This is a genomic window from Leifsonia sp. PS1209 (assembly GCF_012317045.1).
Classification (GTDB): domain Bacteria; phylum Actinomycetota; class Actinomycetes; order Actinomycetales; family Microbacteriaceae; genus Leifsonia.
In genome coordinates this window covers 1,199,477-1,222,342 of the sequence record NZ_CP051154.1, presented here as the reverse complement: position 1 = coordinate 1,222,342, position 22,866 = coordinate 1,199,477, and the positions used below count along the sequence as shown (strand labels likewise).

At 68.9% G+C, this 22,866-nt stretch carries 19 protein-coding genes; 1 reads left to right on the top strand and 18 read right to left on the bottom strand.

The window, feature by feature from the left end:
- Positions 1 to 43 precede the first annotated feature (43 nt).
- The 6 genes from HF024_RS05855 to HF024_RS05830 all read right to left on the bottom strand — a co-directional run bounded on the left by HF024_RS05855 (position 44) and on the right by HF024_RS05830 (position 8,538).
- A complete protein-coding gene (locus tag HF024_RS05855; protein WP_085370034.1) occupies positions 44 to 883 on the bottom strand; it encodes a carbohydrate ABC transporter permease in 840 nt (279 codons plus the stop codon).
- Positions 876 to 1,847, bottom strand: a complete 972-nt coding sequence (locus tag HF024_RS05850) for a sugar ABC transporter permease (protein WP_085370033.1) — start codon at positions 1,845 to 1,847, stop codon at positions 876 to 878. Before HF024_RS05850 ends, HF024_RS05855 begins: the two co-directional genes overlap by 8 nt.
- 107 nt (positions 1,848 to 1,954) lie before the next feature.
- Positions 1,955 to 3,259 carry a sugar ABC transporter substrate-binding protein gene (locus HF024_RS05845; protein WP_085370032.1) on the bottom strand — a complete coding sequence of 435 codons (1,305 nt, stop codon included), beginning with the start codon at positions 3,257 to 3,259 and terminating at the stop codon, positions 1,955 to 1,957.
- Between the two features lie 111 nt (positions 3,260 to 3,370).
- A complete protein-coding gene (locus HF024_RS05840; RefSeq protein WP_168688953.1) occupies positions 3,371 to 4,375 on the bottom strand; it encodes a LacI family DNA-binding transcriptional regulator in 1,005 nt (334 codons plus the stop codon).
- 240 nt (positions 4,376 to 4,615) lie between these two features.
- Positions 4,616 to 6,247, bottom strand: coding sequence for a glycosyl hydrolase family 18 protein (locus tag HF024_RS05835; RefSeq protein ID WP_085370030.1), 1,632 nt, complete (start codon positions 6,245 to 6,247; stop codon positions 4,616 to 4,618).
- Positions 6,247 to 8,538, bottom strand: a complete 2,292-nt coding sequence (locus HF024_RS05830; RefSeq protein WP_168688952.1) for a glycosyltransferase family 2 protein — start codon at positions 8,536 to 8,538, stop codon at positions 6,247 to 6,249. Before HF024_RS05830 ends, HF024_RS05835 begins: the two co-directional genes overlap by 1 nt.
- Positions 8,539 to 8,685: 147 nt before the next feature.
- Between HF024_RS05830 and HF024_RS05825 the strand changes: the two genes are divergently transcribed.
- The gene (locus HF024_RS05825) at positions 8,686 to 10,089 is read left to right on the top strand and encodes a DUF2252 domain-containing protein (protein WP_168688951.1); all 1,404 of its coding nucleotides are present in this window, start codon (positions 8,686 to 8,688) and stop codon (positions 10,087 to 10,089) included.
- 243 nt (positions 10,090 to 10,332) lie between these two features.
- Here HF024_RS05825 and der read toward each other — a convergent pair whose 3' ends face one another.
- From der to HF024_RS05765, 12 genes are all read right to left on the bottom strand, one after another.
- On the bottom strand, positions 10,333 to 11,841 hold the full coding sequence (der, locus tag HF024_RS05820) for a ribosome biogenesis GTPase Der (RefSeq protein ID WP_085370028.1): 1,509 nt from the start codon (positions 11,839 to 11,841) through the stop codon (positions 10,333 to 10,335).
- A gap of 5 nt (positions 11,842 to 11,846) precedes the next feature.
- Complete coding sequence (gene cmk / locus HF024_RS05815; protein ID WP_085370027.1) at positions 11,847 to 12,551, bottom strand: (d)CMP kinase; 705 nt, start codon at positions 12,549 to 12,551, stop codon at positions 11,847 to 11,849.
- Positions 12,548 to 13,636, bottom strand: a complete 1,089-nt coding sequence (locus HF024_RS05810) for a prephenate dehydrogenase (protein ID WP_168688950.1) — start codon at positions 13,634 to 13,636, stop codon at positions 12,548 to 12,550. The genes cmk and HF024_RS05810 overlap by 4 nt, the downstream gene beginning before the upstream one ends.
- Positions 13,633 to 14,445 carry a pseudouridine synthase gene (locus tag HF024_RS05805; protein ID WP_168688949.1) on the bottom strand — a complete coding sequence of 271 codons (813 nt, stop codon included), beginning with the start codon at positions 14,443 to 14,445 and terminating at the stop codon, positions 13,633 to 13,635. The genes HF024_RS05810 and HF024_RS05805 overlap by 4 nt, the downstream gene beginning before the upstream one ends.
- Positions 14,435 to 15,049, bottom strand: a complete 615-nt coding sequence (scpB, locus tag HF024_RS05800) for an SMC-Scp complex subunit ScpB (RefSeq protein WP_247597322.1) — start codon at positions 15,047 to 15,049, stop codon at positions 14,435 to 14,437. The genes HF024_RS05805 and scpB overlap by 11 nt, the downstream gene beginning before the upstream one ends.
- The gene (locus HF024_RS05795) at positions 15,039 to 15,863 is read right to left on the bottom strand and encodes a ScpA family protein (RefSeq protein WP_168688948.1); all 825 of its coding nucleotides are present in this window, start codon (positions 15,861 to 15,863) and stop codon (positions 15,039 to 15,041) included. Before HF024_RS05795 ends, scpB begins: the two co-directional genes overlap by 11 nt.
- On the bottom strand, positions 15,847 to 16,746 hold the full coding sequence (locus HF024_RS05790; protein WP_085370022.1) for a ParA family protein: 900 nt from the start codon (positions 16,744 to 16,746) through the stop codon (positions 15,847 to 15,849). The genes HF024_RS05795 and HF024_RS05790 overlap by 17 nt, the downstream gene beginning before the upstream one ends.
- A 119-nt stretch (positions 16,747 to 16,865) precedes the next feature.
- A complete protein-coding gene (gene xerD, locus HF024_RS05785) occupies positions 16,866 to 17,771 on the bottom strand; it encodes a site-specific tyrosine recombinase XerD (protein ID WP_168688947.1) in 906 nt (301 codons plus the stop codon).
- Positions 17,768 to 18,394, bottom strand: a complete 627-nt coding sequence (locus tag HF024_RS05780) for an NUDIX hydrolase (RefSeq protein WP_168688946.1) — start codon at positions 18,392 to 18,394, stop codon at positions 17,768 to 17,770. Before HF024_RS05780 ends, xerD begins: the two co-directional genes overlap by 4 nt.
- A complete protein-coding gene (locus tag HF024_RS05775; RefSeq protein WP_168690789.1) occupies positions 18,394 to 20,064 on the bottom strand; it encodes a CTP synthase in 1,671 nt (556 codons plus the stop codon). The genes HF024_RS05780 and HF024_RS05775 overlap by 1 nt, the downstream gene beginning before the upstream one ends.
- An 83-nt stretch (positions 20,065 to 20,147) precedes the next feature.
- Positions 20,148 to 21,872, bottom strand: coding sequence for a DNA repair protein RecN (gene recN / locus HF024_RS05770; protein WP_085370018.1), 1,725 nt, complete (start codon positions 21,870 to 21,872; stop codon positions 20,148 to 20,150).
- Complete coding sequence (locus HF024_RS05765) at positions 21,865 to 22,782, bottom strand: NAD kinase (RefSeq protein WP_168688945.1); 918 nt, start codon at positions 22,780 to 22,782, stop codon at positions 21,865 to 21,867. Before HF024_RS05765 ends, recN begins: the two co-directional genes overlap by 8 nt.
- Positions 22,783 to 22,866: the final 84 nt, after the last annotated feature.

Here is a 22,866-nt window from a genome sequence, read left to right as displayed (position 1 = left end):
GAGAGAAGAGCGAAGAGCGACAGGCGAGCAGAGAGCGGGGCGGCTACTTCACGGCGCCCGCCGTCAGCCCGGCCACGAACGAGCGCTGCAGCAGCAGGAACGCCACCACCACCGGGATGCTCACCACAAGCGACGCGGCCATGATCTGGTTCCAGTAGACGTTCGTCTGCGTCGAATACAGCTGCAAACCGACCGCGAGCGTTCTGTTCTCGTCCGTCGTCATCACCGAGGCGAACAGCACCTCGCCCCAGCTCGTCATGAACGAGTAGATGGCGACGGCGATCAGGCCGGGGCGGGCAGCGGGCAGCACGACGTGCCAGAGCGCGCCCATCGGGCCGCTGCCGTCGACCATCGCCGCCTCGTCCAGGTCGCGCGGGATGCCGTCGAAGTAGCCGGCGAGCATCCAGATCGAGAACGGGAGCGCGAACGTCAGGTACGTGATCACGAGACCGAACCGGGTGCCGACCAGCTGGATGCCCACGGCCTGGTTGATGTTCACGAAGATGAGGAACAGCGGCAGCAGGAACAGCACGCCGGGGAACATCTGCGTGGACAGCACGGTGGTCGTGAAGACGCTGCGGCCCTTGAACCGGTAGCGGGAGACGGCGTACGCCGCGAACACCGCGATCACCAGGCTCAGGATGGTCGCCGAACCGGCCACGATCAGGCTGTTCACGAAGTACGACGCCAGCGGGACGGTCGACCACATGTCGATGAACGGCTGGAACGTGATCTCGGTCGGCCACCAGGTGAAGGCGCCCTGCACATCCGGCAGCGACTTCATCGACGACGTGATCATCACGTAGATGGGGACGGCGGTGAACACGGTCAGGATGACCAGGACCACCCAGCGGAAGACTTTCGAGGATGCTGTGTCACGCACGACGGGACCTCCGGTTCAGCACGAGCAGGTACGCACCCGTCACGATCAGCAGGAAGATCAGCAGCAGGACGCTCATCGCGGCGCCGGAGCCGAAGTTCCAGGTGAGGAACGACGCGTTGTAGATGTGGAAGGAGATCAGGTCGCCGGCCGCCGGCTGGGCGTTGCCGAAGAGCACGAACGGGGTGTTGAAGTCGTTGAACGTCCATAAGAACATCACCAGCAACAGCACCGTGTTGACCGGCCGGAGCATCGGCAGGGTGATCGCACCCCACTGCCGGAACGGCTTCGCGCCGTCGACGGCGGAGGCCTCGTAGACCTCCTCCGGGATGGATTGCAGCCCCGCCATCAGCATCAGGAAGGCGAACGGCCACAGGCGCCAGATCGCCACGACCACGATCGACCAGAATGCGTTGCCGCCGATCAGCCAGAACGGCTTGTCCCCCGGCAGCCCGAGGTTGTCGAACAGGAAGTGGTTCACCGCTCCCGTGTCCTTCTGCAGCATGAACTTCCAGGCGATGATGCCCGCGTACATCGGCAGCGCGTACGGCACCAGGAACAGGGTGCGGAAGAAGCCGCGGCCCCAGAACTTGCGCTGCAGGGCGACGGCGGCGGACATCCCGAGCGACCAGGAGATGCCGACCACCAGGATCGTGAACGCGCAGGTGATCAGGAACGACTGCAGCAGCGCCGCGCCGACCGATCCGTTGAAGTCGAGGGCGACGGCGTAGTTCTTGAAGCCGACGAACGGCGCCTCCGACCAGTTGGCGATGTAGAACTTCGTGAGCTGCACGAAGCTGATCCAGATGCCCGTGAGCATCGGGATGACGTGGATCAGGATCTCGAAGATGATGGCGGGCGCGAGCAGGGCGAGAGGGATCCACCACCCCTTGTTCCTCTTCTTGCGCTTGCGCGGAGGGGCCGGCGCTGGGGCGGCGGTGGCGGTGCTGAGTGTCGTCGTCGACATGGTGACCTCTGTCTGGTCAGGAGGTGGTCATGGAGTGCTTGGGGGTGCTGCCAGGCACGGGATGCGCGCTGTGCTGCACGCGCATCCCGCACCTGGCGCCGGTGGTATTAGCCGCCGATGGACTGCTTCACCTGGTCTTGCGCCGACTGCAGCGCTGCCTTGATGTCGCTGTCGGAGACGGTGCCTCCTGTGGCGATCTTCGCGAACATGTCGTTCATGGCCTTGCCGACCGTGTTCTCGAACTGGTCCTCCGCCGGGACGAGCGGCAGCGGCTTCGACATGGTGTTGTAGATCTTCTGGAACGTGGCGGCCTCTTCAGCGTTGTCGGTGAAGTTGGCCTTCGCCCCGTTGAGCACGGGGAGGGTGGCGTACGGCTTGCCCAGCGTGGTCTGGGTCTCCTCGCTCGTCATGTACTTGACGAACTGGAGCGCCGCATCCTTGTTCTTGGTGTTCTTCATGATCGACAGGTTGATGCCGGCGACGTGGCTGGCGACCGGCTTGCCGCCCTGAGGTGCAGGGAACGGAACGACGCCGTACGCGTCGGTCTTCATGCCGTTGGCGTTGATCGACGAGTCTGCGTTGTTCTGGCTGAGGATCATCGCGACCTTGCCCGTCGCGAAGTCGTTCACCGCCTGCACGCCATTGTCGTACTGGGCGTTCGAGGTGTTGACGACCTTGTCGGTCTGCATCAGGTCGAGGTAGCGCTTGATGCCGTCGACCGCCCCGCTCGACGTGAAGGTGGGGTTGCCCTTGGAGTCGAAGAACTCCGCGCCGTTCTGCGCGGCGTTGATGAAGGCGAAGTGCGCGTTCTCGGTGTAGCTGCCCGCCGCGAGGGAGAAGCCGTACGTCGTGCCGTTCGTCAGCTTCTTGGCGTCGGCAACGAGGTCTTCCCAGTTGGTCGGCGGCTGGACGCCGGCGGCGGTGAACATCGACTTGTTGTAGTACAGCCCGTATGCGAGGCCGTAGAGCGGGACGCTGGTGACGTCCTTGCCCGGCGCACCACCGGTCTCGAGCGCCGTCTTGACGAACTTGTCCGAGCCGCCGATGGCCTTCATGTTGGCGGAGTCGAACGGCATGAACGCGCCGGTGGCCTGCAGCGAGGCGGCCCAGGTGTTGCCGATGTTCAGCACGTCGGGCCCCTGGCCGCTGGTGACGGCGGTCTGGATGCGGGTCTGCAGGTCGTTCCAGCCGATCACTTCCAACTTGACCTTGATGCCGGTCTTCTTGGTGAAGGCGTCGAGCACCGGGGTGAGGACCTGCTTGTCGTTGTCGAGGCTGGTGCCCTGGTTGCTGGCCCAGTATGTGATGGTGGATCCGCTGGCCGAGCTACCCGATCCCGAGCTGCTGCAACCTGCTGCGACGAGCGCGACCGCGGCAGCGATGGCACCCGCGAGGATGGCGCGTTTCTTCATAGTGACTCCCTTGTCTCTTGGTCGTGGCGCACACACCACGAGTTATACGCTAACTGAACCGGTTCAGTTGTCAAGGGGGCGAAGAAAACGATTCGGCATCGGCTGCCTCCGCTATCGGGCGGGGATGCTCGTGGCCCGGACGACGAGCTCGCTCGGCTTCGCGGCGGTCACCTCGGAGGGCATGCCGGCCAGCGCATCCAGCAGCATCCGGGTGGCGCGCCTGCCCTGCTCCTCCGGGAACCGCGCGAGCGCGGTGATCGGGCGGGAGCCCAGGCGGCACATGAAGGAGTCGTCCCAGCTGACCAGGGCGACGTCGTCGCGCCCGAGCCTGCCGAAGGCGGCGGCTGCTCCCAGCGCGAGCACGTCGTTCGAGGTGACGACCGCGGTGATGCCCGGGTCCGCGGCCAGGTGCTCGACGACGAGCCGCTCCCCCGCCTCCGACGAGTAGTCCGACTCGGCGAACACCGTCCCGATGCCGCGCGCGAACGCCTCGACCTCGATGGAGGTCGCCCTGTCGCCCTCGTGCTCGAACTCCCGCGGACCGGTGACGTGCAGCACCGTGCGGTGGCCGAGCCGCGCCAGGTGCCCGACGATGAGCGCGGACTCGGCCGGCGGGTCGTAGACGAGCACGTGACCTGGCGCGATGTCGTCCCGGTTGCCGTGCATCACGTAGTCGAGGCCGAGCTGGTCGAGGAGGGCCGGCCGCGGGTCGTTGACCCCGATGTCGAACAGCATCACGCCGTCGACCCTGCCCTGGGCGCTCCAGCGCCGGTAGGTCTCGAGGTCCTGCCCGACGCCGGTGCCGACCATCCGGAGCATGAGCGCCTGGTCGGTCTCCGCGAGCACGCTCTCGACGCCGGCGAGCAGGCTCATGTAGAACGGTTCCGTGCCGAGCAGGCTGGGGTCGCGGCGCAGCACGATGCCGATCGCGTCCGTGCGGGAGCGCGACAGGGCGCGGGCGCTCGCGCTCGGGTGCCAGCCGAGGTCGGCCGCGAGGTCGAGGACCCTCCTGCGGGTCTCGTCGCTGACACCCGGCTGGCCGTTGAGGGCGTAGGAGACCGACGCCTTGGAGAGCTTCAGCTGGGCCGCCAGCCCGGCGATCGTCACACGCGTCACGTCACCCTCCTTGTCGACTCAACGATACTCACAGGCGGTATGCGAACGTGCCGGCGAACACTCCCGGGCTCGCTACCCGAAAGTCCGCCCGGTGCTCGCCGGCACGACGCGCCAGTGGATGCGACCCGACAGTGTGCCGCATCCACTGGATGCCCAGAACTCTCCGCCCCGCAGCGGGAGTCCGGGTCTGGTCGGCGACGGGATGCGTTCAGGGGGGAATCTGCATCCCGCCGCCGAGTCTCACTGGGCGGCGGTGCCGCCGCCCAGAATCGTGTCGATCTCGTCCTGCGTGAGCGGAGCCCACGGGGACGCGTCCGGGTTGGCGCTCGCGGCCTCCGGGCTGTCGCCCTGGGTCCACCACTTGGCCTCGAACGGCACGCCGTCGAAGAGCACGCGGGCGCCCTTGTCGAACTGCGCGGTGCCCGTCCACTCCGGGTACGTGCCGGCCGGGACGGTGGGCTGCGGGATGGGCGTCTCGCCCGGCAGCACGGGGCCGACCAGCTCCCACGGCGTCTCCCACGCGTTCAGCACCGGGTCGTCCGGCATGTCGCCCTTCGTCCACCACTTGGCGACGTAGACGTTGTGGTGCCAGACCACCTTGGTGCCCTTGAGGTAGGAGTGGGACGTGGTCCAGATCGCGTACGGCGAGGTGGCGGGGTCGTCCTTGGCGGCGGTCGAGACCGGCTCCGGCGTGGTGACGGCGGCCTCGCCGAGCGAGATGTGCCCGTCGAATCCCTTGGACAGCAGCCCGGCGAAGGTCTGCTTGCCCTGCTTCACGCCGCTGCACGCGTCCGAGACGACGGAGGTGTCCACGTAGTTCGACCCGCAGGTCTTGTCGCGGTTCGCCGACCACATCGACATCCGGCCGACGCCCGTGGAGACGGCCCACGCGTTGAACGACTTGGCATCCGCGAGCGAGAAGACCTCCTTCTCGACATCGTTCTGGCCGATCATCGGGGTGGCGCCGACCTTCGACCACAGGCTCGGGTCCGACTGGTGCAGTTTGGCGCGGTCGTAGAGGATGCCGAGCTGGCGCTGGGTGGCGGTGACCGCATCCTGTGCGGCGTCGGACATCGACTGCTTGGCCTTCTTGGCGTCGCCGAAGTCCATCGTCATGGCGTTGACGCCCGCGATGTCGACCTTGGCCTTGAGCATGGCGGCGACCGCGTCCGTGCCCTGGCTGGTGAGCCCGGTCGGAGAGGCGGGCAGCGTCAGCCAGACGGCGAGGCTCTTGCCCTCCGCCCTGCGCTCCTTCTGCAGGGCAGCGATGGTGGATGCGCGGCGCGCGTTCGCGTCGGAGTCCGCCAGGCCGTCGCCCTCCAGGTCGAGGTCGATCGTGCCGATCTTGTAGCGGTCGATGACCGCGGCGTACGCGGCCTTCAGCTTGGTGGCGTCGGTGCAGGCGACAGCGAGCTCGTCGTTCAGCTGGCCGCCGAACGACACGGCGACGGTCCCGCCCTGCTGCTGCAGCCTGGCGATGCGGCGATCGAGATCGAGGGAGCCCCGCGCCTGGTCGAGCGTGTACGCGTTGCCCCACGACGGGGTGCATGCCGAGGAGGAGTCGGCCACGATGAACGAGAGGACGGCGTCCTTGTTCTTCGTGCTGCCGAGGTTCTCGAACGCGAACCGCGGGGTGGCGGTCACGTCGACGTACGACGCGAACCAGGGCTGCGCCTCCACGGCGGCCTTCGCACTCCACCACTGGAACCCGACGACACCGACGCTGACCACGACGGCGGCGACGAGCGCTGCGCCGACCACCCGGAGGGGCGAGAGGCGGCGGCCGCCGTCGGCGTGTCCGGCCGACGGGGACTGCGCATCCGGAGCCTGCTCGGCAGGAGCCTGGGTCTTCGGCGTGTTCTTCCTCCCCATCAGGCGGCCTGCTTCTCGGTCTCGGCGGCCGGGAGGGCGATGCGCTCCACGTGCGGCAGGTCGCCGCCGGTGTGGCCGTGGTAGAGCACGGAGCGCCAGTCGATCACGTCGGCGGCGGGGGCCGTCGACGTCGCTGCGGCCTTGCGGTTCCGCTCCACGTACAGCGGCTTGGTGAGGCCGAGCCAGATGTCGACGATCGCGTTGCCGACACCGATGTAGCTGACGATCGCCCAGATGGCGAGGGTCGCGTTGAAGGCGGCGAACGCGGCGTTGCCCCAGTTCTGCGCGTTCACGTCACGCCACAGGGTGAAGGCCGAGAACGCGACGATCAGGAACGGCGTGATGACGTAGAGCAGCGGAGATGCCGTGCGGTTCTTGACCTTCGGGGTGCGGACGAACGGGATCTTCTTGCCGGTCAGCGACTGCTGGAGCGACTTGAGAACGCCGGCCAGGTTCACCGGCAGCAGGATCAGGTTGAACCCGTAGATGCGGAGCACATCGGTGGCCTTGTATCCGGCGTAGCGCAGGTCGCTGGCCATCGCGATGAAGTACGGCAGCGCTGCGAGCAGCACGACAGGGCTGAGCAGGCGGCCGTCGTACGGGTACGCGAGCAGGAAGATCAGGCCGAAGCTTGCCCAGGCGATCGACGCCATGTAGTTCACGCGCAGCAGCAGTTCCGTGCGCGAGATGACCTCGCCGCGGCGCTTGCGCTCGCGCAGCTGACGCCACAGCTTCGGCAGAATGAGGAGTCCGCCGTTCGCCCAGCGGCGGCGCTGCACGATGAGCGAGCCGAAGTCGGGCGGGGTGGCGGAGTAGCTGAGGCGCTCCGGGTAGTTCACGAGCGTCCAGCCGTGGGTGCCGAGGTCGATGCTCGACTCGGTGTCCTCGATGACCGTGCGGTCCTGGACGTAGCGGCGCACCTCGAAGCCGCCGACGAACTCGGTCTCCACGATGTCCTCGATGGCGCGCTTGCGGATGACCGCGTTCGCACCCACCCAGAAGGTGGCGCCGTAGAAGCTCATCCCCTGGTGCAGGATGTGCTGGATGTCGGTGGTCGCACCGGCGAGGCGCTCGATGCGCGTGCCTGCCCCACGGAAGGAGGAGTACGGCGTCTGCGTCACGGCGACGCGGGCGTTGTCCGGCTGCTGCAGCAGGTAGGTGAGACGGAGGCAGTACTCGCGGAGCAGGATCGAGTCCGCGTCGAGCGTGAGCAGGAAGTCGCTGTCCGGGATGACGATGTCACCGGGGCGGCGCGAGGACACCGGGGTCAGGATGGGGCCGTCCGGCGTCTCCTCGACGCGGTACGTTCCGCCCATCAGGCCGATGTACGCGTTGAGGTTCATCGCCTTGTTCGCCTCGTGGGACAGGGATGCCCACTGCTTGCGCTCGAACACGTCCAGCTCGGCGTCGAACGTCCAGGCCAGGCGGCGGTAGAGCTGCGCGACGCGCTCGGAGGACAGGGCTGCGCCCTCCTCGACGGCGGCCTCGACGGCCTGCGCGGTGAGCACCAGCTCGTCGCCGAGGGCGCGGAGCACCTGGTCGGCGAAGAACAGGTCGACGTGGTCTTCGACGCCGTGGGCGTCCGCCTGGTCGTGCAGCCACTGCGCGGCCCAGGTGTAGTGCGCCGCGAGGTCGAGGGTGTCGGACTCGGAGGCGAACGCGCCGGTCTCGGTCAGCTCGTAGTGCAGCAGCGCGTCGCTGAAGCGGGTGCGCGGCTCGGCGAGCAGCGCCGCGATGTCCGTGCCGAGGGCGCGGGTGGCGTTGAGCCTCTCCGCGACGGCTGGATCCTTCGGGTTGGGGTTGTCGTCGAGCAGCAGCACGACGCGCATCGACGGGAACTCCTGCAGGGCGGCGGAGAGCAGCGTCATGCGCACGACCTCCGGCTCCTCGGCGTACGAGGGCACCAGGACCGTGATGGACGGCTGGTTCTCGGCGAAGTGCCTGTCCAGCTCCGCGCGGGGAACCCGCACGTGCTTCTGGAACCGCTGCAGCGCACCCTGGCGGGCGACCAGGTACATCAGAGCGGAGAAGGTCAGGAAGGTGACGACGATCAGGTAGCCGATCGCCTCCATCGTGAACCGGAAGTCCTGCGTGCCGAGCACGAGGAACTGGCGGATAATGGTGGTGACGACGTAGATGGCCCAGAAGAGCACGGTCGCGACGATGGCGACACGGCTCCAGGTGACCTTGCGGTCCGAGGGCTTCGGGTGGACGGTCGGGAGCGGCTCGGTGCGGCGCTCTGCGCCCCACTGGCGTTTCCGGGCAGGGGAATATGAACTTGTAGAACTCATGATCGGGTATGCGTCCTTGATTCTCAGAGAGCCCGCGCTTTCGGGTCGCGCGGTCGGGTAGCTCTCGTTGTCCACAATAGTGAGGACAAGCCGGGGTACAAACCCCCCGTTGTGGTGAGATTTCAGGCACGGGGCTACTGTTACGCCATGGACAGTGTCGCGGGTCGTCTGCGTTACGACCACGAACCGGTTGCCAGCGACCGGGATCAGTACCAGCTCGGCAAGGATGCGAGAGCCCGCATCCCGCGGTCGGCGCACGCCGAGTACACGCCGGATGCGCGGCGCGACCCCCTCGCGATCCTCGAGCAGCAGAACGCGAGCCGCCTGCCGAACCTGGTGCCGCTGCGCACCGCAAGGATGCTGCAGGATCCGTTCGCCTTCTACCGGGGAACCGCGGCGCTGCAGGCCGCCGACCTCGCCGACGGGGCAGCATCCGGAGCGAACGTGGTGGCCTGCGGCGACGCGCACATCGCCAACTTCGGCATCTTCGCTTCGCCGGAACGCCGGATGGTGTTCGACCTCAACGACTTCGACGAGGCGACCATCGCGCCCTGGGAGTGGGACCTCAAGCGCCTGGTCACCAGCGTCGTCATCGCGGCGCGCGGCCGCGGGGCGACCGACGCCGCTGCGGAGGAGTCTGCGCTGCGCTCCGCGATCGCATACAGGGACGGGCTGCGGACCTCCCTCGGGCTCGACGTGACGCAGCGTTTCTTCGAGGCGGCGGTCATCCGGGGCGGGCGCCAGTACGGGAAGGAGACACAGCGGCTGGTGAAGAAGGCCGTCGCCTCCGCCGAGAAGCGCACCTCCGCCCACGTCGTCTCACGCATCACCGAGCTGGCGGAGGACGGCTCCCGCCGGATCGTCGAGAACCCGCCGAGACTCACGCACGTCCCCGCGGAGATCGAGGACAGCGTCGGCGAAGTGCTCGCGCAGTACAGCCGCACCGTCTCCCCCGACATCGCGCTGCTGCTCGACCAGCACACCGTCACCGACATCGCGCGCCGCGTGGTTGGCGTCGGCAGCGTCGGAACGCGATGCTTCATCGTGGTGCTCACCGGGCCGCGCGGCGAACCGCTCGTGTTGCAGGTGAAGGAGGCGACCCAGTCGGTGCTGCACGAGTTCGGCGGTGTGCCGGAGTACGACGTGGCCGGGATCGACAGGGCGACCCTCGCCGCGCACCACGGCTACCGGGTCACGGCGAGCCAGCGCATCCTGCAGGCGGTCTCCGACCCGTTCCTCGGCTACGTCAACTTCGAGGGGTTCGGCTTCTACGTGCGTCAGTTCCGGGACAGGAACCTGTCGTTCGACATCCCGACCATGCCGGACGAGCCGTTCGACGACTACGTCCGCACCTGTGCGACGATCCTCTCCCGGGCGCACTCACGCAGCCCGAGCAGCGCGTTCGTCGCCGGGTACATCGGCAGCGGCGACGCGCTGCCGCGCGCGGTGACGGCCTGGTCGATGGCGTACGCCGACCAGTCGCTCGCCGACTTCGAGGCGCTCGGCGAAGCGGCAGCAGCCGGCCGCTTCGCCGTCAGCGACGTGCTTTAGCCGGCCGCGGAGCCGGCTCCGCTGACGCGGAGAAGCGGGGAGACACGCCGCCGGTTTGTCCGTTCGTGCGGAGAAACCGGCCAGATCGGCGCCGAACTCCGCTCGAACGGAGACGCGCTCAGCGCATCCGGGGACTCCGTTCAAGCGGAGGGATGCGCGAACGCCGCCGGTTTGTCCGTTGGAGCGGAGAAACCGGCGGCGTGTCGCGGCGGGGTTCCGCGTGAGCGGAGCGAGCGAGCGAGGCTAGCGCTTGCGCTTCTCGCGCACGCGCATGTTGAGCGTGATCGGTGTGCCCTCGAAACCGTAGATCTCGCGCAGGCGGCGGATGATGTATCGGCGGTAGCCGGGGTCGAGGAAGCCGGTGGTGAACACCACGAATGTCGGCGGACGGCTCGACGCCTGCGTGCCGAACAGGATGCGCGGCTGCTTCCCGCCACGCACGGGGTGCGGGTGCGCCGCCGTGAGCTCGGCGAGGAAGGCGTTGAACTTGCCGGTCGGGATGCGCGTGTCCCACGACTCGAGCGCGAGCTCCAGGGCGGGGACCAGCTTCTCCAGGTGGCGTCCGGTGCGCGCAGAGATGTTGACGCGCGGCGCCCAGGAGACGTGGGCGAGGTCCTGCTCGATCTCGCGCTCCAGGTAGCGGCGGCGGTCGTCGTCGAGCAGATCCCACTTGTTGAACGCGAGCACCAGCGCGCGGCCGGACTCGAGCACGAGGTCGATGATCCGCACGTCCTGCTCGCTGATCGGCTCGGACACGTCGAGCACGACGACGGCGACCTCCGCCTTCTCCAACGCGGTGGATGTGCGCAGCGAGGCGTAGAAGTCTGCGCCCTGCTGCAGGTGCACGCGGCGGCGGATGCCGGCGGTGTCGACGAAGCGCCACACCTTGCCGGCGATCTCGACCTGCTCGTCCACCGGGTCGCGGGTGGTGCCGGCCAGCTCGTTGACGACGACGCGCTCTTCGCCTGCCGCCTTGTTGAGCAGCGACGACTTGCCGACGTTCGGGCGCCCGACGATCGCGACACGACGCGGACCGCCGACCTCCTGCTTGGCGACGGCGGAGACCTCGGGCAGCTTCTTCAGGATGTCGTCGAGCAGGTCGGCGACGCCGCGGCCGTGCAGTGCGGAGACCGGGCGGGGCTCGCCGAGGCCGAGCGACCACAGTTCGGTGGCGTGCGGCTCCTGGCGGAGGTCGTCGACCTTGTTGGCCGCGAGGAAGACCGGCTTCTTGGTCTTGCGCAGCATCCGGACGACGTGCTCGTCCGTCGCGGTGGCGCCCACGTTCGCGTCGACCACGAACAGCACGGCGTCCGCGAGGTCGATCGCGACCTCGGCCTGGGCGGCGACGGAGGCGTCGATGCCCTTGGCGTCCGGCTCCCAGCCTCCGGTGTCCACGATGGTGAACCGGCGGCCGTTCCACTCCGCCTGGTACGAGACGCGGTCGCGGGTGACACCGGGGGTGTCCTCCACGACGGCCTCACGACGGCCCAGGATGCGGTTGACCAGCGCCGACTTGCCCACGTTGGGGCGGCCGACGATGGCGAGCACGGGCAGAGCAGGCAGGTAGGTGATCGCGTCGGGATCTTCGCTGGCGGTCTCGAGGATGTCGAGGTCGCCCTCGTCCAGCTCGTAGTCGTCCAGCCCGCTGCGGAGGGCGGCGGCGCGCTGCGTCGCCAGCTCCTCGTCGAGCCCGGAGAGACGCTCGACGAGGTCGTCGGCTCCCTGGGGCTCCTCAAGTTCTTTGTCAGACATGCGCGTCAGGCGCCTTTCCGGATTTCGGTCTGTACGACGTCGATGACCGCGGCCACGGTCTGCTCGAAGTCGAGATCGGTTGAATCGACGGTGGTCACACCGTCGGCGGCGTTCATGAAGTCGACGACCCGGGAGTCAGCCAGGTCGCGGCGGTGCAGCTGCTCACCGACATGGGCGGCGGAGTGGCCGACGAGTTCCGCGGAACGCCTGGCTATTCTAGCGGCTTCGCTGGCAGTCAGCAGGATGCGCACGGGAGCATCCGGGGCCACCACCGTCGTGATGTCCCTTCCCTCGACCACGATGCCCGGCTTGTCCGTGCCGCGCATGATGCGCCGGAACAGCTCGGTGAGGAACGTGCGCACCTCCGGAACGCGCGCGATGGCGCTGACGACGGCGGACACCTCCGGCTCCCGGATGGCGTCCGTCACGTCGTGGTCGCCGACGAACACGTGGTACGTGTCCGGGTCGGTGCCGATGCGGTAGTCGAAGTCGGGCAGCGCATCCACGACGGCTGCCGAGTCGGTGGGATCGAGCTTCCTCGCGACCACGAACCAGCTGAGCGCCCGGTATGCGGCCCCGGTGTCGAGGTAGGCGTATCCGAGCTCGCGCGCTGCCGCCTTGCTGACGCTCGACTTGCCGCTCCCCGCCGGGCCGTCGACGGCGACGACCGTCGGGGTCTGCTGCCTCTGCTGCTGTTCGGTCGCGCTCATCCGGCGATCCTCCATCCTCTGGCTGTCAGGTCGTCGATGGTGCGCTGCAGCACCTCGGGCAGCACGGCGATCTCCGCGAGCCCCACCTGCGCGCCCGGCGAGTGCTCGAGCCGCAGGTCTTCCAGGTTCACGCCGATCTCGCCCAGCTCGGTGAACAGCCGGCCGAGCTCGCCGGGGCGGTCGTCGACCATGACGACGATCGAGGTGTACCGCTTGTCCTGACCGTGCTTGCCCGGCAGGCGCGAGACGCCGACGTTTCCGCCCGCGATCTCCTCCGCGATGGTGCGCCTGGCCCCGGAGGCGTCGACGTCGCCGAGCGCCACGAGCATCCTGTCCAGGTCGTCGCGGTACGCGTGCAGGATCTCCACGATGGCCGGGGCGTTCGCTCCGAGGATCTGCACCCAGAGTTCCGGCTCGCTGCCCGCGATGCGCGTCACGTCGCGCAATCCCTGACCGGCGAGGGCGAGGGCGGCGTCCGTCGATCCGGAGAGGCGCTTCGCCATCAGGCTCGCGACGATCTGCGGGGTGTGCGAGACCAGCGCGACGGCCGCGTCGTGCTCCGTCGTTCCCATCTCGACCGGCGTCGCACCGAGGTCGAGCAGTAGCGCCTCCACGAGGGAGACGGCGGCCCTGTCGTTCTCCGGGCGGGCGCAGACCACCCACGGACGGCCGACGAACAGGTCGGCACGTGCAGACGACGGCCCTCCGCGCTCCCGTCCGGCCAGTGGATGCGAGCCGACGTAACGGGACAGGTCGGCCCCGGACGCCTCCAGCTCGGACAGCGGGGCGACCTTCACGCTCGCCACATCGGTGACGACCGCATCCGGATGCGCGGCGAGCTCCGCCAGCACCACGGACGCCACCAGGTCCGGCGGAACGGCCACGACGATCAGCGCCGGCTCGGCCGCGCCGTCGTCCGGACGCCCTGCTCCGTAGTCGGCCGCGAGCCGGAGGTGCGCCGGTGACGCGTCTGCAAGCAGCACATCGACGCCGCGGGCGCGCAGCCCGAGCCCGACCGAGGCGCCGAGGAGCCCGGCGCCGACCACACGGACGGGTCCGGTGAGCCGGGAGGCGGTGTCGTTCACTTCGTGTCTTTCTGGCGGGAGATCGTCAGCAGCTGGCCGAGTTCCACCTTAGTCAGGTCGCGCATCTGGCCCACCCGGAGCGTGCCGAGGTGCAGAGGTCCGAACTGGCGCCTGACCAGCTCGATCACCGGGTGACCGACCTCGGCCATCATGCGCCGCACGATCCGGTTGCGGCCGGAGTGCAGGGTCAGCTCGACGAGGCTGTCCTTCGCGGACGAGCTGCGTTCGAGCAGTCGCGCCTTGTCTGCGGCGATGGGGCCGTCCTCCAGCTCGACCCCGCGGGTGAGCGTCGCGATGGTCTGCGGGGTGACGACGCCGCGCACACGCGCGATGTACGTCTTGGTCACGCCGAAGCTGGGGTGGGCGAGCACGTGCGCGAGCTCCCCGTCGTTCGTGAGGATGAGCAGGCCGGAGGTCTCGGCATCCAGGCGCCCGACGTTGAACAGGCGCTCGGGATAGTCGGCGGTGAACCGGGACAGATCGGGGCGTCCCTGCTCGTCGCGCATGGAGCTGACGACGCCGACGGGCTTGTTCAGCATTACGTAGCGGCGCGAGGTGTCCAGCTGCACGGCGGAGCCGTCGACCGCGACCAGGTCGGTGAGCGGGTCGATCCTGCGGCCGAGCTCGGTGACGACGTCGCCGTTCACGGTGACCCTGCCGGCCGCGATCAGGTCTTCGGAGACCCGGCGGGATGCCACCCCCGCGGCGGCCATCACCTTCTGCAGCCGCTCCCCCTCCGGGCTGCCGTCCGCCTGCTGCGGGTGCGTCTTCTTGTCGTCTCTGTAGTCTCTAGCGTCTTTAGCGGACATCGCCGTCGAATCCATCCGTTCCGTCCGCCAGCAGCGGGGAGATCTTGGGAAGCTCGTCGATCGAGTTGATGCCGAGCTGGGTGAGCAGGAGCTCCGTGGTGCCGTAGTTGATGGCGCCGGTCTCGCTGTCGGTGAACATCTCCGTGATCAGGCCGCGGCCAAGCAGCGTGCGCACGACGGAGTCGACGTTCACCGCCCGGATGGAGGCGATGGCACCGCGGCTGATCGGCTGCTTGTATGCGATCACGGCGAGCGTCTCCAGAGCGGCCTGGGAGAGCTTGGTGGGGTTCTGGGCGAGCACGTAGTCGGCGACGACGGGGTCGAACTCCGGCCGCACGTAGATGCGCCATCCTCCCCCGACCTCGCGCAGCTCGAAACCGCGGCGCGTTCCTCCGTCTACTCCGTCGAAGTCGGCGACCAGCGCATCCACTGCTGCCCGGACGCGCTTGACGGGTGCGCCGACGGCGGTGGCGAGGGTGACGACGCTCATCGGCTCGTCGGCCACCATCAGGATCGCTTCGAGGGCGCGCTCGATGGCGACGCCCTCCGGCAGAGCGGGCCGTGCCTCGTCCTGTGTCGCCGTGTCCACGTCGTCAACCGTCATAGTCCGCTCCCAAATTCGACAGATTCTCCTCCGACCAGTGCTCCGCCGTCCAGCGGAGCGTCAGCTCACCGAGTGGTTCGAGCTGCTCGAACGCGATCGCCGCGTGGCGATACAGTTCCAGCACCGCGAGGAACCGCGCGATCACGACCCCCTTGAGGTCGGCGCCGGCCACCAGCTGCCGGAACGTCACGGTCTCTCCGGATCGCAGCATCCCGACCACGAGCGCCGCCTGCTCCCGGATGCTCACCAGCGGGGCGTGCAGGTGGTCGAGCCCGACCACCGGGATCTCCCTGGGCGTGAGCGCGAGCGTCGCGATGGCCGCGAAGTCCTCCGCGGTCAGCGTCCACACCAGCTCCGGTGTGCGCTGCCGGTACTTGTCCTCCAGGCGGACGCTGCGCGTGTGCCTGGTCGCCTCCGCCTCCATGCCGCTCTGGAACCACGCGGACGCCTCCTTGAACGCGCGGTACTGCAGCAGCCGCGCGAACAGCAGGTCGCGGGCCTCCAGCAGGGCGACGTCCTCCGCATCCACCAGCTCGCCCTGCGGGAGGAGGCCGGCCACCTTGAGGTCGAGCAGCGTCGCGGCGACGAGCAGGAACTCGCTCGCTTCGTCGAGGCTGTCCGCGGAGTCGAGCGCGCGCAGGTAGGCGATGAACTCGTCCGTCACGCGGCTCAGCGAGATCGCGGTGATGTCGAGCTCGTGCTTGGTGATGAGCGACAGCAGCAGATCGAACGGGCCCTCGAAGTCGCCGAGCGCGACACGGAACGTCGCCGGCTGCTGGGTCTCCTCGCCGGCAGGGCTAGGCGACGGCACCACGCGCGATCAGTTCCCTCGCGAGCTGGCGGTACGCCTCGGCCGCGGAGTGCTCCGGAGCGAACTGGGTGATCGGGGTGGCGGCCACGGACGCATCCGGGAACTTGACCGTGCGCGAGATGACCGTCTCGAGCACCCGGTCGCCGAACGCGTCGACCACGCGCTCCAGGACCTCGCGGGAGTGCAGCGTGCGGGAGTCGTACATCGTGGCCAGGATGCCGTCCAGCTCGATGGCCGGGTTGAGGCGCTCGCGCACCTTGTCGATCGTCTCGATCAGCAGGGCGACACCGCGTAGCGCGAAGTACTCGCACTCCAGCGGGATGAGCACCCCGTGTGCAGCGGTCAGCGCGTTCACCGTGAGGATGCCGAGCGACGGCTGGCAGTCGATCAGGATGACGTCGTAGTCGCCGCTCACCTTGCGCAGCACACTGGCGAGGATCTGCTCGCGCGCGACCTCGTTGACGAGATGCACCTCCGCAGCGGACAGGTCGATGTTGGCCGGGATGATGTCGAGCCCGGGGACGCCGGTCTTCTGGATCGCCTCCGCCGGGTCCTTCGAGCGTGAGAGCAGGAGGTCGTAGATGGTGGTGACGTCGTGGGTCTGCGCGCCGAGACCGGCGGACAGTGCACCCTGGGGGTCGAAGTCGATCGCGAGCACCCTGCGGCCGTACTCGGCCAGGGTCGCCCCCAGGTTGATACTCGTCGTCGTCTTGCCGACGCCGCCCTTCTGGTTGCACAGGGCGATGATGCGCGCGGGTCCGTGACCCTTCAGCGCGGGAGGCACAGGGAACGGCCGCAGCGGGCGGCCGGTGGGTCCGAGCGGCACGGCGAGCGATGCGTCATCCATGCCCGGAAGCTGGGTTCTGACCTCGTCGTTGCGCGTCACCTGCGTGTTCCTCGTCCCTTTGTCGCTGACTTACGTCAGTTGCCCATCCTACCGACGCAACCCCCATCTCGCGGGGCGCACCGCCGCGCGGCGGCGGGGCCAGGGTCAGCGGGCGCGGGTCAGCGGGCGCGGGGGTGGGCCGAGGTGTAGACGTCGCGGAGGGTGTCAGCGGTGACGAGCGTGTAGATCTGCGTCGTCGCCACCGAAGAGTGGCCGAGAAGCTCCTGCACGACACGCACGTCCGCTCCCCCGGCGAGCAGGTGCGTGGCGAACGAGTGGCGCAGCGTGTGCGGGGAGACCTCGACGCCGAGCTGCGCACGCTCTGCGGCCGCCCGGATGATCAGCCAGGCGTTCTGGCGGGACAGCCTGGCCCCGCGCATCCCGAGGAAGAGGGCGGGCGTCGCCCTGCCCTTCAGCGAGAGGGTGGGGCGCGCGCGCACCAGGTAGGTGTCGATCGCCGCCCTGGCGTAGCTGCCGAGCGGCACGATGCGCTGCTTGCTGCCCTTGCCGGTGAGGCGAACGATGTCGTCGTCGATCACGTCGTCCACGTTGAGGTTCACCGCCTCGCTGACGCGCGCGCCCGTCGCGTAGAGCAGTTCGAGCAGCGCCTTGTCCCTGAGCGAGGCGATGCTGTCGCCGTCCGTCGCGGCGAGCAGCGCCGAGACCTGGTCGACGCTGATCGCCTTCGGCAGGCGGCTGGCCAGCTTCGGCGGCTTCACCTCGTGCGCCACGTCCCGCTCGACGACGCCCTCGTCGAGCAGGAAGCGGTGGAAGCCGCGGACCGTGGACAGCACCCTGGCGAGCGACGACGAGGTCAGCGGGGACTCGGCGCGCGAACCGAGGTGGAGCGTGAACGCGGAGATCATCGGCGTCGTGATCTCCGCGGGGGCCGTCACCTGCTGCTCGGCCAGCCACTGCGTGTACAGGCCGAGGTCGCGCCGGTACGCGGCGACGGTGTTCGCCGACAGCCCGCGCTCGATCGAGACGTGCCGCAGATACGAGTCGGCGGCCGCCTCGACGGTCATGCCTCGAGCTTCGGGTGCCGCAGCCACGGCAGGTCGGCCGCGCCCAGCTGCGACCAGCCGCTCTGCCGTCCGATGTGCGCAGCCAGCACGCCGATGGTCAGCGACGGGTTCTGGATGCGGCGGGCGAGCACAGCATCCACCGCCTCGTCGAGCGGCACCCAGCGCACCTCGATGTCCGCCTCCTCGTCGAAGCGGTCGAACGCCTCAGCGGTCGGCCGCAGCCCGCGGGCGAGGTAGATCCTGATCGCCTCGTCGCTCCCGCCCGGGCTGGTGTAGAACTCGGAGAGCACGTTCCACTGGTCGGCCTGGAAGTCGGCTTCCTCTGCCAGCTCGCGCTTGGCGGCATCCAGTGGATGCTCGCCGCGCACGTCGAGCAGACCGGCCGGGATCTCCCAGTCGCGGTGCCGCACGGGGTGCCGGTACTGCTTGATGAGCAGCACCCGGCCGTCGTCGTCCAGAGCGAGGACGGCGACGGCACCCGTGTGGTCGACGAAGTCGCGGCCGATCTCGTCGCCGTTGTAGCGGAACGTCTCGTGCCGCACGTCCCACACCCGGCCGGAGAAGACCGTCCGCGAGGAGACGACCTCCGGCGAGAACGGGTCGTCCGTCAGCTCCGCCGCCATCAGGCGTCCGCGGCGACTTCGAACAGCATGCTGGCCTTCTGCCGTTCGAGGGCGGCACCGACGAGCCCGCGGAACAGCGGGTGCGCACGGTTCGGGCGCGACCGCAGCTCGGGATGCGCCTGGGTGCCGACGTAGAACGGGTGCACGTCGCGCGGAAGCTCGACGTACTCGACCAGGTGACCGTCCGGCGACGTTCCGGAGAACCACAGGCCGGCGTCCGCGATCTGCTCGCGGTAGTTGTTGTTCACCTCGTAGCGGTGGCGGTGACGCTCAGACGCCTCGGGCGCACCGTAGAGCTCCGAGACGATGGAGCCGTCGGCGAGGAGTGCCGGGTAGAGGCCGAGGCGCATGGTGCCGCCCAGGTCGCCGCCCGCGATGATCTCCACCTGCTCCGCCATCGTCGCGATGACGGGGAACTCGGTGTCCGGGTCGAACTCCGACGACGACGCTCCGCCGAGACCGGCCTCGTTGCGGGCGTACTCGATGACCATGCACTGCAGACCGAGGCACAGGCCGAGGGCCGGGATGGCGTTCTCACGGGCGAACCGCAGCGCGCCGAGCTTGCCCTCGATGCCGCGCACGCCGAACCCGCCGGGCACGCAGATCGCATCCACGTCGCTCAGCTGAGCCGCCGCGCCCTCGGGGGTCTGGCACTCGTCGGAGGCGATCCACTTGAGGTGCACCTTGGTGTTGTGCGCGAAACCGCCTGCGCGCAGCGCCTCGGTGACCGAGAGGTACGCATCCGGGAGGTCGATGTATTTGCCGACCAGGCCGATGGTGACCTCGTGCTTGGGGTCGTGGACGGCGTCGAGCAGCTCGCTCCAGCCGTCCCAGTTGACCTCGTCGGCCTTGTCGAGGCCGAGCTGGTCGATGATGTACGCGTCGAGGCCCTGGTCGTGCAGCATCGTCGGGATGTCGTAGATGCTCGGCACGTCGACGGCGTTGACCACTGCGCTCTCGTCGACGTCGCACATCAGCGCGATCTTGCGCTTGTTCGACTCGGAGACCGGGCGGTCGCTGCGGAGGACCAGCGCATCCGGCTGGATGCCGATGGAGCGGAGGGCGGCGACGGAGTGCTGGGTCGGCTTGGTCTTCTGCTCGCCGGAGGCGTTCATGAACGGCACCAGGGAGACGTGCACGAAGAAGCAGTTCTTGCGGCCGAGCTCGTGGCGCACCTGCCTGGCCGACTCGATGAACGGCTGGGACTCGATGTCGCCGACCGTTCCGCCGATCTCGGTGATGATGACGTCCGGGGCCAGCTCGCCGTCCGGCCCAGGCTGGGCCTGGAGACGCATCCTGCGCTTGATCTCGTCGGTGATGTGCGGGATGACCTGCACCGTGTCGCCGAGGTATTCGCCCCGGCGCTCCTTGGCGATCACGTTGGAGTAGATCTGTCCCGTGGTCACGTTGGCCGACTGGCCGAGGTTGATGTCGAGGAACCGCTCGTAGTGCCCGATGTCGAGGTCGGTCTCCGCACCGTCGTCTGTGACGAACACCTCGCCGTGCTGGAACGGGTTCATCGTTCCAGGGTCGACGTTGAGGTACGGATCGAGTTTCTGCATCACGACGCGAAGGCCGCGAGCAGTGAGAAGGTTGCCGAGGCTAGCGGCCGTAAGACCCTTGCCCAACGAAGAAACGACACCACCCGTCACGAAAATGTGCTTGGTAATGCCGTTCGAAATGCCCGCGTCTGATTTATCCACCACGGGCTTTTATCCTATCACCCTGTTCGGGACGTTCCGTGCGCGCGACATCACCGCGACGCTCCCGCCATCTCCACCAGCTCGCGCGCGTGGGCGAGTCCGCTCTCGGAGTCGGGCAGACCGGAGAGCAGGCGGGCCATCTCGGCGATGCGCTCGTCTCCGCCCAGCTGCCGGACACTGGATGCGGTGACCGAGCCGTCGCTGCCCTTCACCACGGTGAGGTGGTTGCCCGCGAACGCGGCCACCTGCGCGAGGTGCGTGACGACGATCACCTGCGAGGTCTCCGCCAGCTTCGCGAGCCTGCGGCCGATCTCGATGGCCGCCGCGCCGCCGACGCCCGCGTCGATCTCGTCGAAGATGAAGGTGGGCACGGGGTCCGTGCCTGCGATGACGACCTCGATGGCGAGCATCACGCGGGAGAGCTCGCCCCCGGATGCGCCCTTGCCGAGCGGCCGCGGCTCCGCGCCGGAGTGCGGCTGCAGCAGGATCGAGACCTGGTCGCGGCCCGCGGCCGTGAACTCGTCGCGCTGGATGACCTCGACCACCACGCGCGCGTCGGCCATCGCGAGGGCCGTCAGTTCGTCGGAGACGGCCGTGCTCAGTCGCTCAGCGGCCGATCGCCGCTGGGCGCTGAGGCCGTCCGCCAACTGCTCGGCGAGGGCGGCGTCCGCCTCGACCTCTGCGCGCAGCTCCTCGATCCTGTCGGAGTCCCCGTCGAGTTCGAGCAGGCGGCCGCTTCCGGTGTCGAGCGCCCCGATCACGTCGGCGAGCGTCGGGCCGTACTTGCGCACGAGGGTCGCCAGTTCCGCGCGCCTGTCCTGCACGATCTCGAGCTCGCGTGCACCGTCGGTGTCCAGGGTCGCCAGATAGGTCGACAGCTGCGCGGCGACGTCGGAGATCAGGTAGTTGGCGTTCGCGACGGACTCGGCGACGGCGACGAGCGCGCTGTCGTGCTCGGAGACGCGTTCGAGGTGCCTCCTGGCGCTGTCGAGGAGACCGAGCGCATCCGCGCCCTCCGACTCCTCCGCCGAGAGCAATTCGCGGGCGCTGGCCGCTGCCAGGCGCAGTTCTTCGAGGTTGGACAGCCGCTCTGCGCGCTCGGCCAGTTCGTCGTCCTCCCCCGGTTGCGGAGCGACGGCCTCGATCTCGGCCATCGCGATCCGCAGGTCTTCGGCCTCACGGGCGCGCCGGTCCTGATCCGCTACCAGCTCGTCCAGCTCGGCGCGGTTGTCGCGCCAGCGGTGGAAGACCTGGGCGTACGCGTCGACGGCTGCGGCGAAGTCGGGACCGGCGAACCGATCGAGGGCCTCGCGCTGCGCGACGGCGGACCGCAGCCGGATCTGGTCGGATTGGCCGTGCACGACGACCAGCTGGCCGCCCAGCTCGGTGAGCACGCTCACCGGAGCGCTGCGGCCCCCGACGATCGCGCGCGAGCGCCCCTCCGACGAAACGGAGCGCGTGAGCACCAGCTCCGCTCCCCCTCCACCGACGGGGTCGACATCTCCGCCTGCATCCCGCACGCGCTCGACGACATCACTCGACTCCGCGATGCGCCAGCGCCCTTCGACCCACGCCTGCGCGCTGCCGAGCCGCACGGCTCCCGTGTCCGCCCGCTCTCCGAGCAGCAGCCCGAGCGCGGAGACCACCATCGTCTTGCCTGCGCCCGTCTCGCCGGTGATCGCCGTGAAGCCCGGTCCGAGGGGAAGAGAGGCGTCGGCGATGACACCCAGGTCTTTGATCGAGATCTCCTCGATGCCTCCGCGGTTCTCAGTCACGGTCGGCCGGCCCCCTCCATCCCGTGACGGGAAGGTTGAACTTGTGCACCAGCCGGTCGGTGAACGGGCCGGGATGCAGGCGGGCGAGACGCACAGGGATGGGCGACCTGCGCACGACGACGCGCGCTCCGGGCGGCAGATCGTATGCACGGCGGCCGTCGCACCAGAGGATTCCGGCCCCGCCCGTCCTGTCGAGCAGCTCGACGGCGAGCGAGGAGTCCGCATCGACCACCAGCGGCCGTGCGAAGAGGGCGTGCGCGCTCAGCGGCACGAGCAATAGAGCGGCGACGCCCGGCCACACGACAGGGCCGCCGGCGGAGAACGAGTATGCGGTGGACCCGGTCGGCGTCGACATCACGACGCCGTCGCAGCCGAAGCTCGACATCGGCCGTCCGTCGACCTCGATCACCACTTCGAGCATGCGCTCGCGGCTCGCCTTCTCGACGGTGGCCTCGTTGAGAGCCCAGCTCTCGTAGACGACCTCTTTGCCGAGCTTCACGCGCGCGGACAGGGTCATGCGCTCCTCGACCTCGTAGTCCTTGGCGAGGCCGCGCGCGACGGCCAGCGCGAGGTCGTCCCTCTCGCTCTCGGCGAGGAACCCGACGTGGCCGAGGTTGATGCCGAGCAGCGGGGCCGAGCATCCACGGATCAGCTCGGCGGCGCGCAGGATGGTGCCGTCTCCACCCAGCACGATGACGAGCTCCAGCTCGTTCGGCTGCACGTCGACGCCGAGCACGGCCACGTCGTGGAAGCTCGGCCTGGCGGCGAGGACGTCACGCCGCTCGTCTTCGCTGAGCACGGGCACGACGCCCGCCTCGATCAGCTGGGAGCAGACCTGCACCCCTGCTTCGAGAGAATCTTGGCGACCGGTGTGCGCGACGACGAGGATGTACCTGGTGGGTGCATCCATTGGCGTCACGCTCCGTTCTGGTGGTGGAATCCGGTCTTCCCATTCTGTCGGTTTTCGGCACGTCTGTGTGAGCGCGCGGCAGGT

What these genes read in the sequence shown, in the direction of transcription:
- der (WP_085370028.1), bottom strand. Translation starts at nt 11,841, where the DNA reads ATGTCTGACAAAGAACTTGAGGAGCCCCAGGGAGCCGACGACCTCGTC.
- HF024_RS05805 (WP_168688949.1), bottom strand. Translation starts at nt 14,445, where the DNA reads ATGTCCGCTAAAGACGCTAGAGACTACAGAGACGACAAGAAGACGCAC.
- HF024_RS05835 (WP_085370030.1), bottom strand. Translation starts at nt 6,247, where the DNA reads ATGGGGAGGAAGAACACGCCGAAGACCCAGGCTCCTGCCGAGCAGGCT.
- HF024_RS05780 (WP_168688946.1), bottom strand. Translation starts at nt 18,394, where the DNA reads ATGGCGGCGGAGCTGACGGACGACCCGTTCTCGCCGGAGGTCGTCTCC.
- HF024_RS05830 (WP_168688952.1), bottom strand. Translation starts at nt 8,538, where the DNA reads ATGAGTTCTACAAGTTCATATTCCCCTGCCCGGAAACGCCAGTGGGGC.
- xerD (WP_168688947.1), bottom strand. Translation starts at nt 17,771, where the DNA reads ATGACCGTCGAGGCGGCCGCCGACTCGTATCTGCGGCACGTCTCGATC.
- HF024_RS05825 (WP_168688951.1), top strand. Translation starts at nt 8,686, where the DNA reads ATGGACAGTGTCGCGGGTCGTCTGCGTTACGACCACGAACCGGTTGCC.
- cmk (WP_085370027.1), bottom strand. Translation starts at nt 12,551, where the DNA reads ATGAGCGCGACCGAACAGCAGCAGAGGCAGCAGACCCCGACGGTCGTC.
- scpB (WP_247597322.1), bottom strand. Translation starts at nt 15,049, where the DNA reads ATGACGGTTGACGACGTGGACACGGCGACACAGGACGAGGCACGGCCC.
- HF024_RS05850 (WP_085370033.1), bottom strand. Translation starts at nt 1,847, where the DNA reads ATGTCGACGACGACACTCAGCACCGCCACCGCCGCCCCAGCGCCGGCC.
- HF024_RS05845 (WP_085370032.1), bottom strand. Translation starts at nt 3,259, where the DNA reads ATGAAGAAACGCGCCATCCTCGCGGGTGCCATCGCTGCCGCGGTCGCG.
- HF024_RS05765 (WP_168688945.1), bottom strand. Translation starts at nt 22,782, where the DNA reads ATGGATGCACCCACCAGGTACATCCTCGTCGTCGCGCACACCGGTCGC.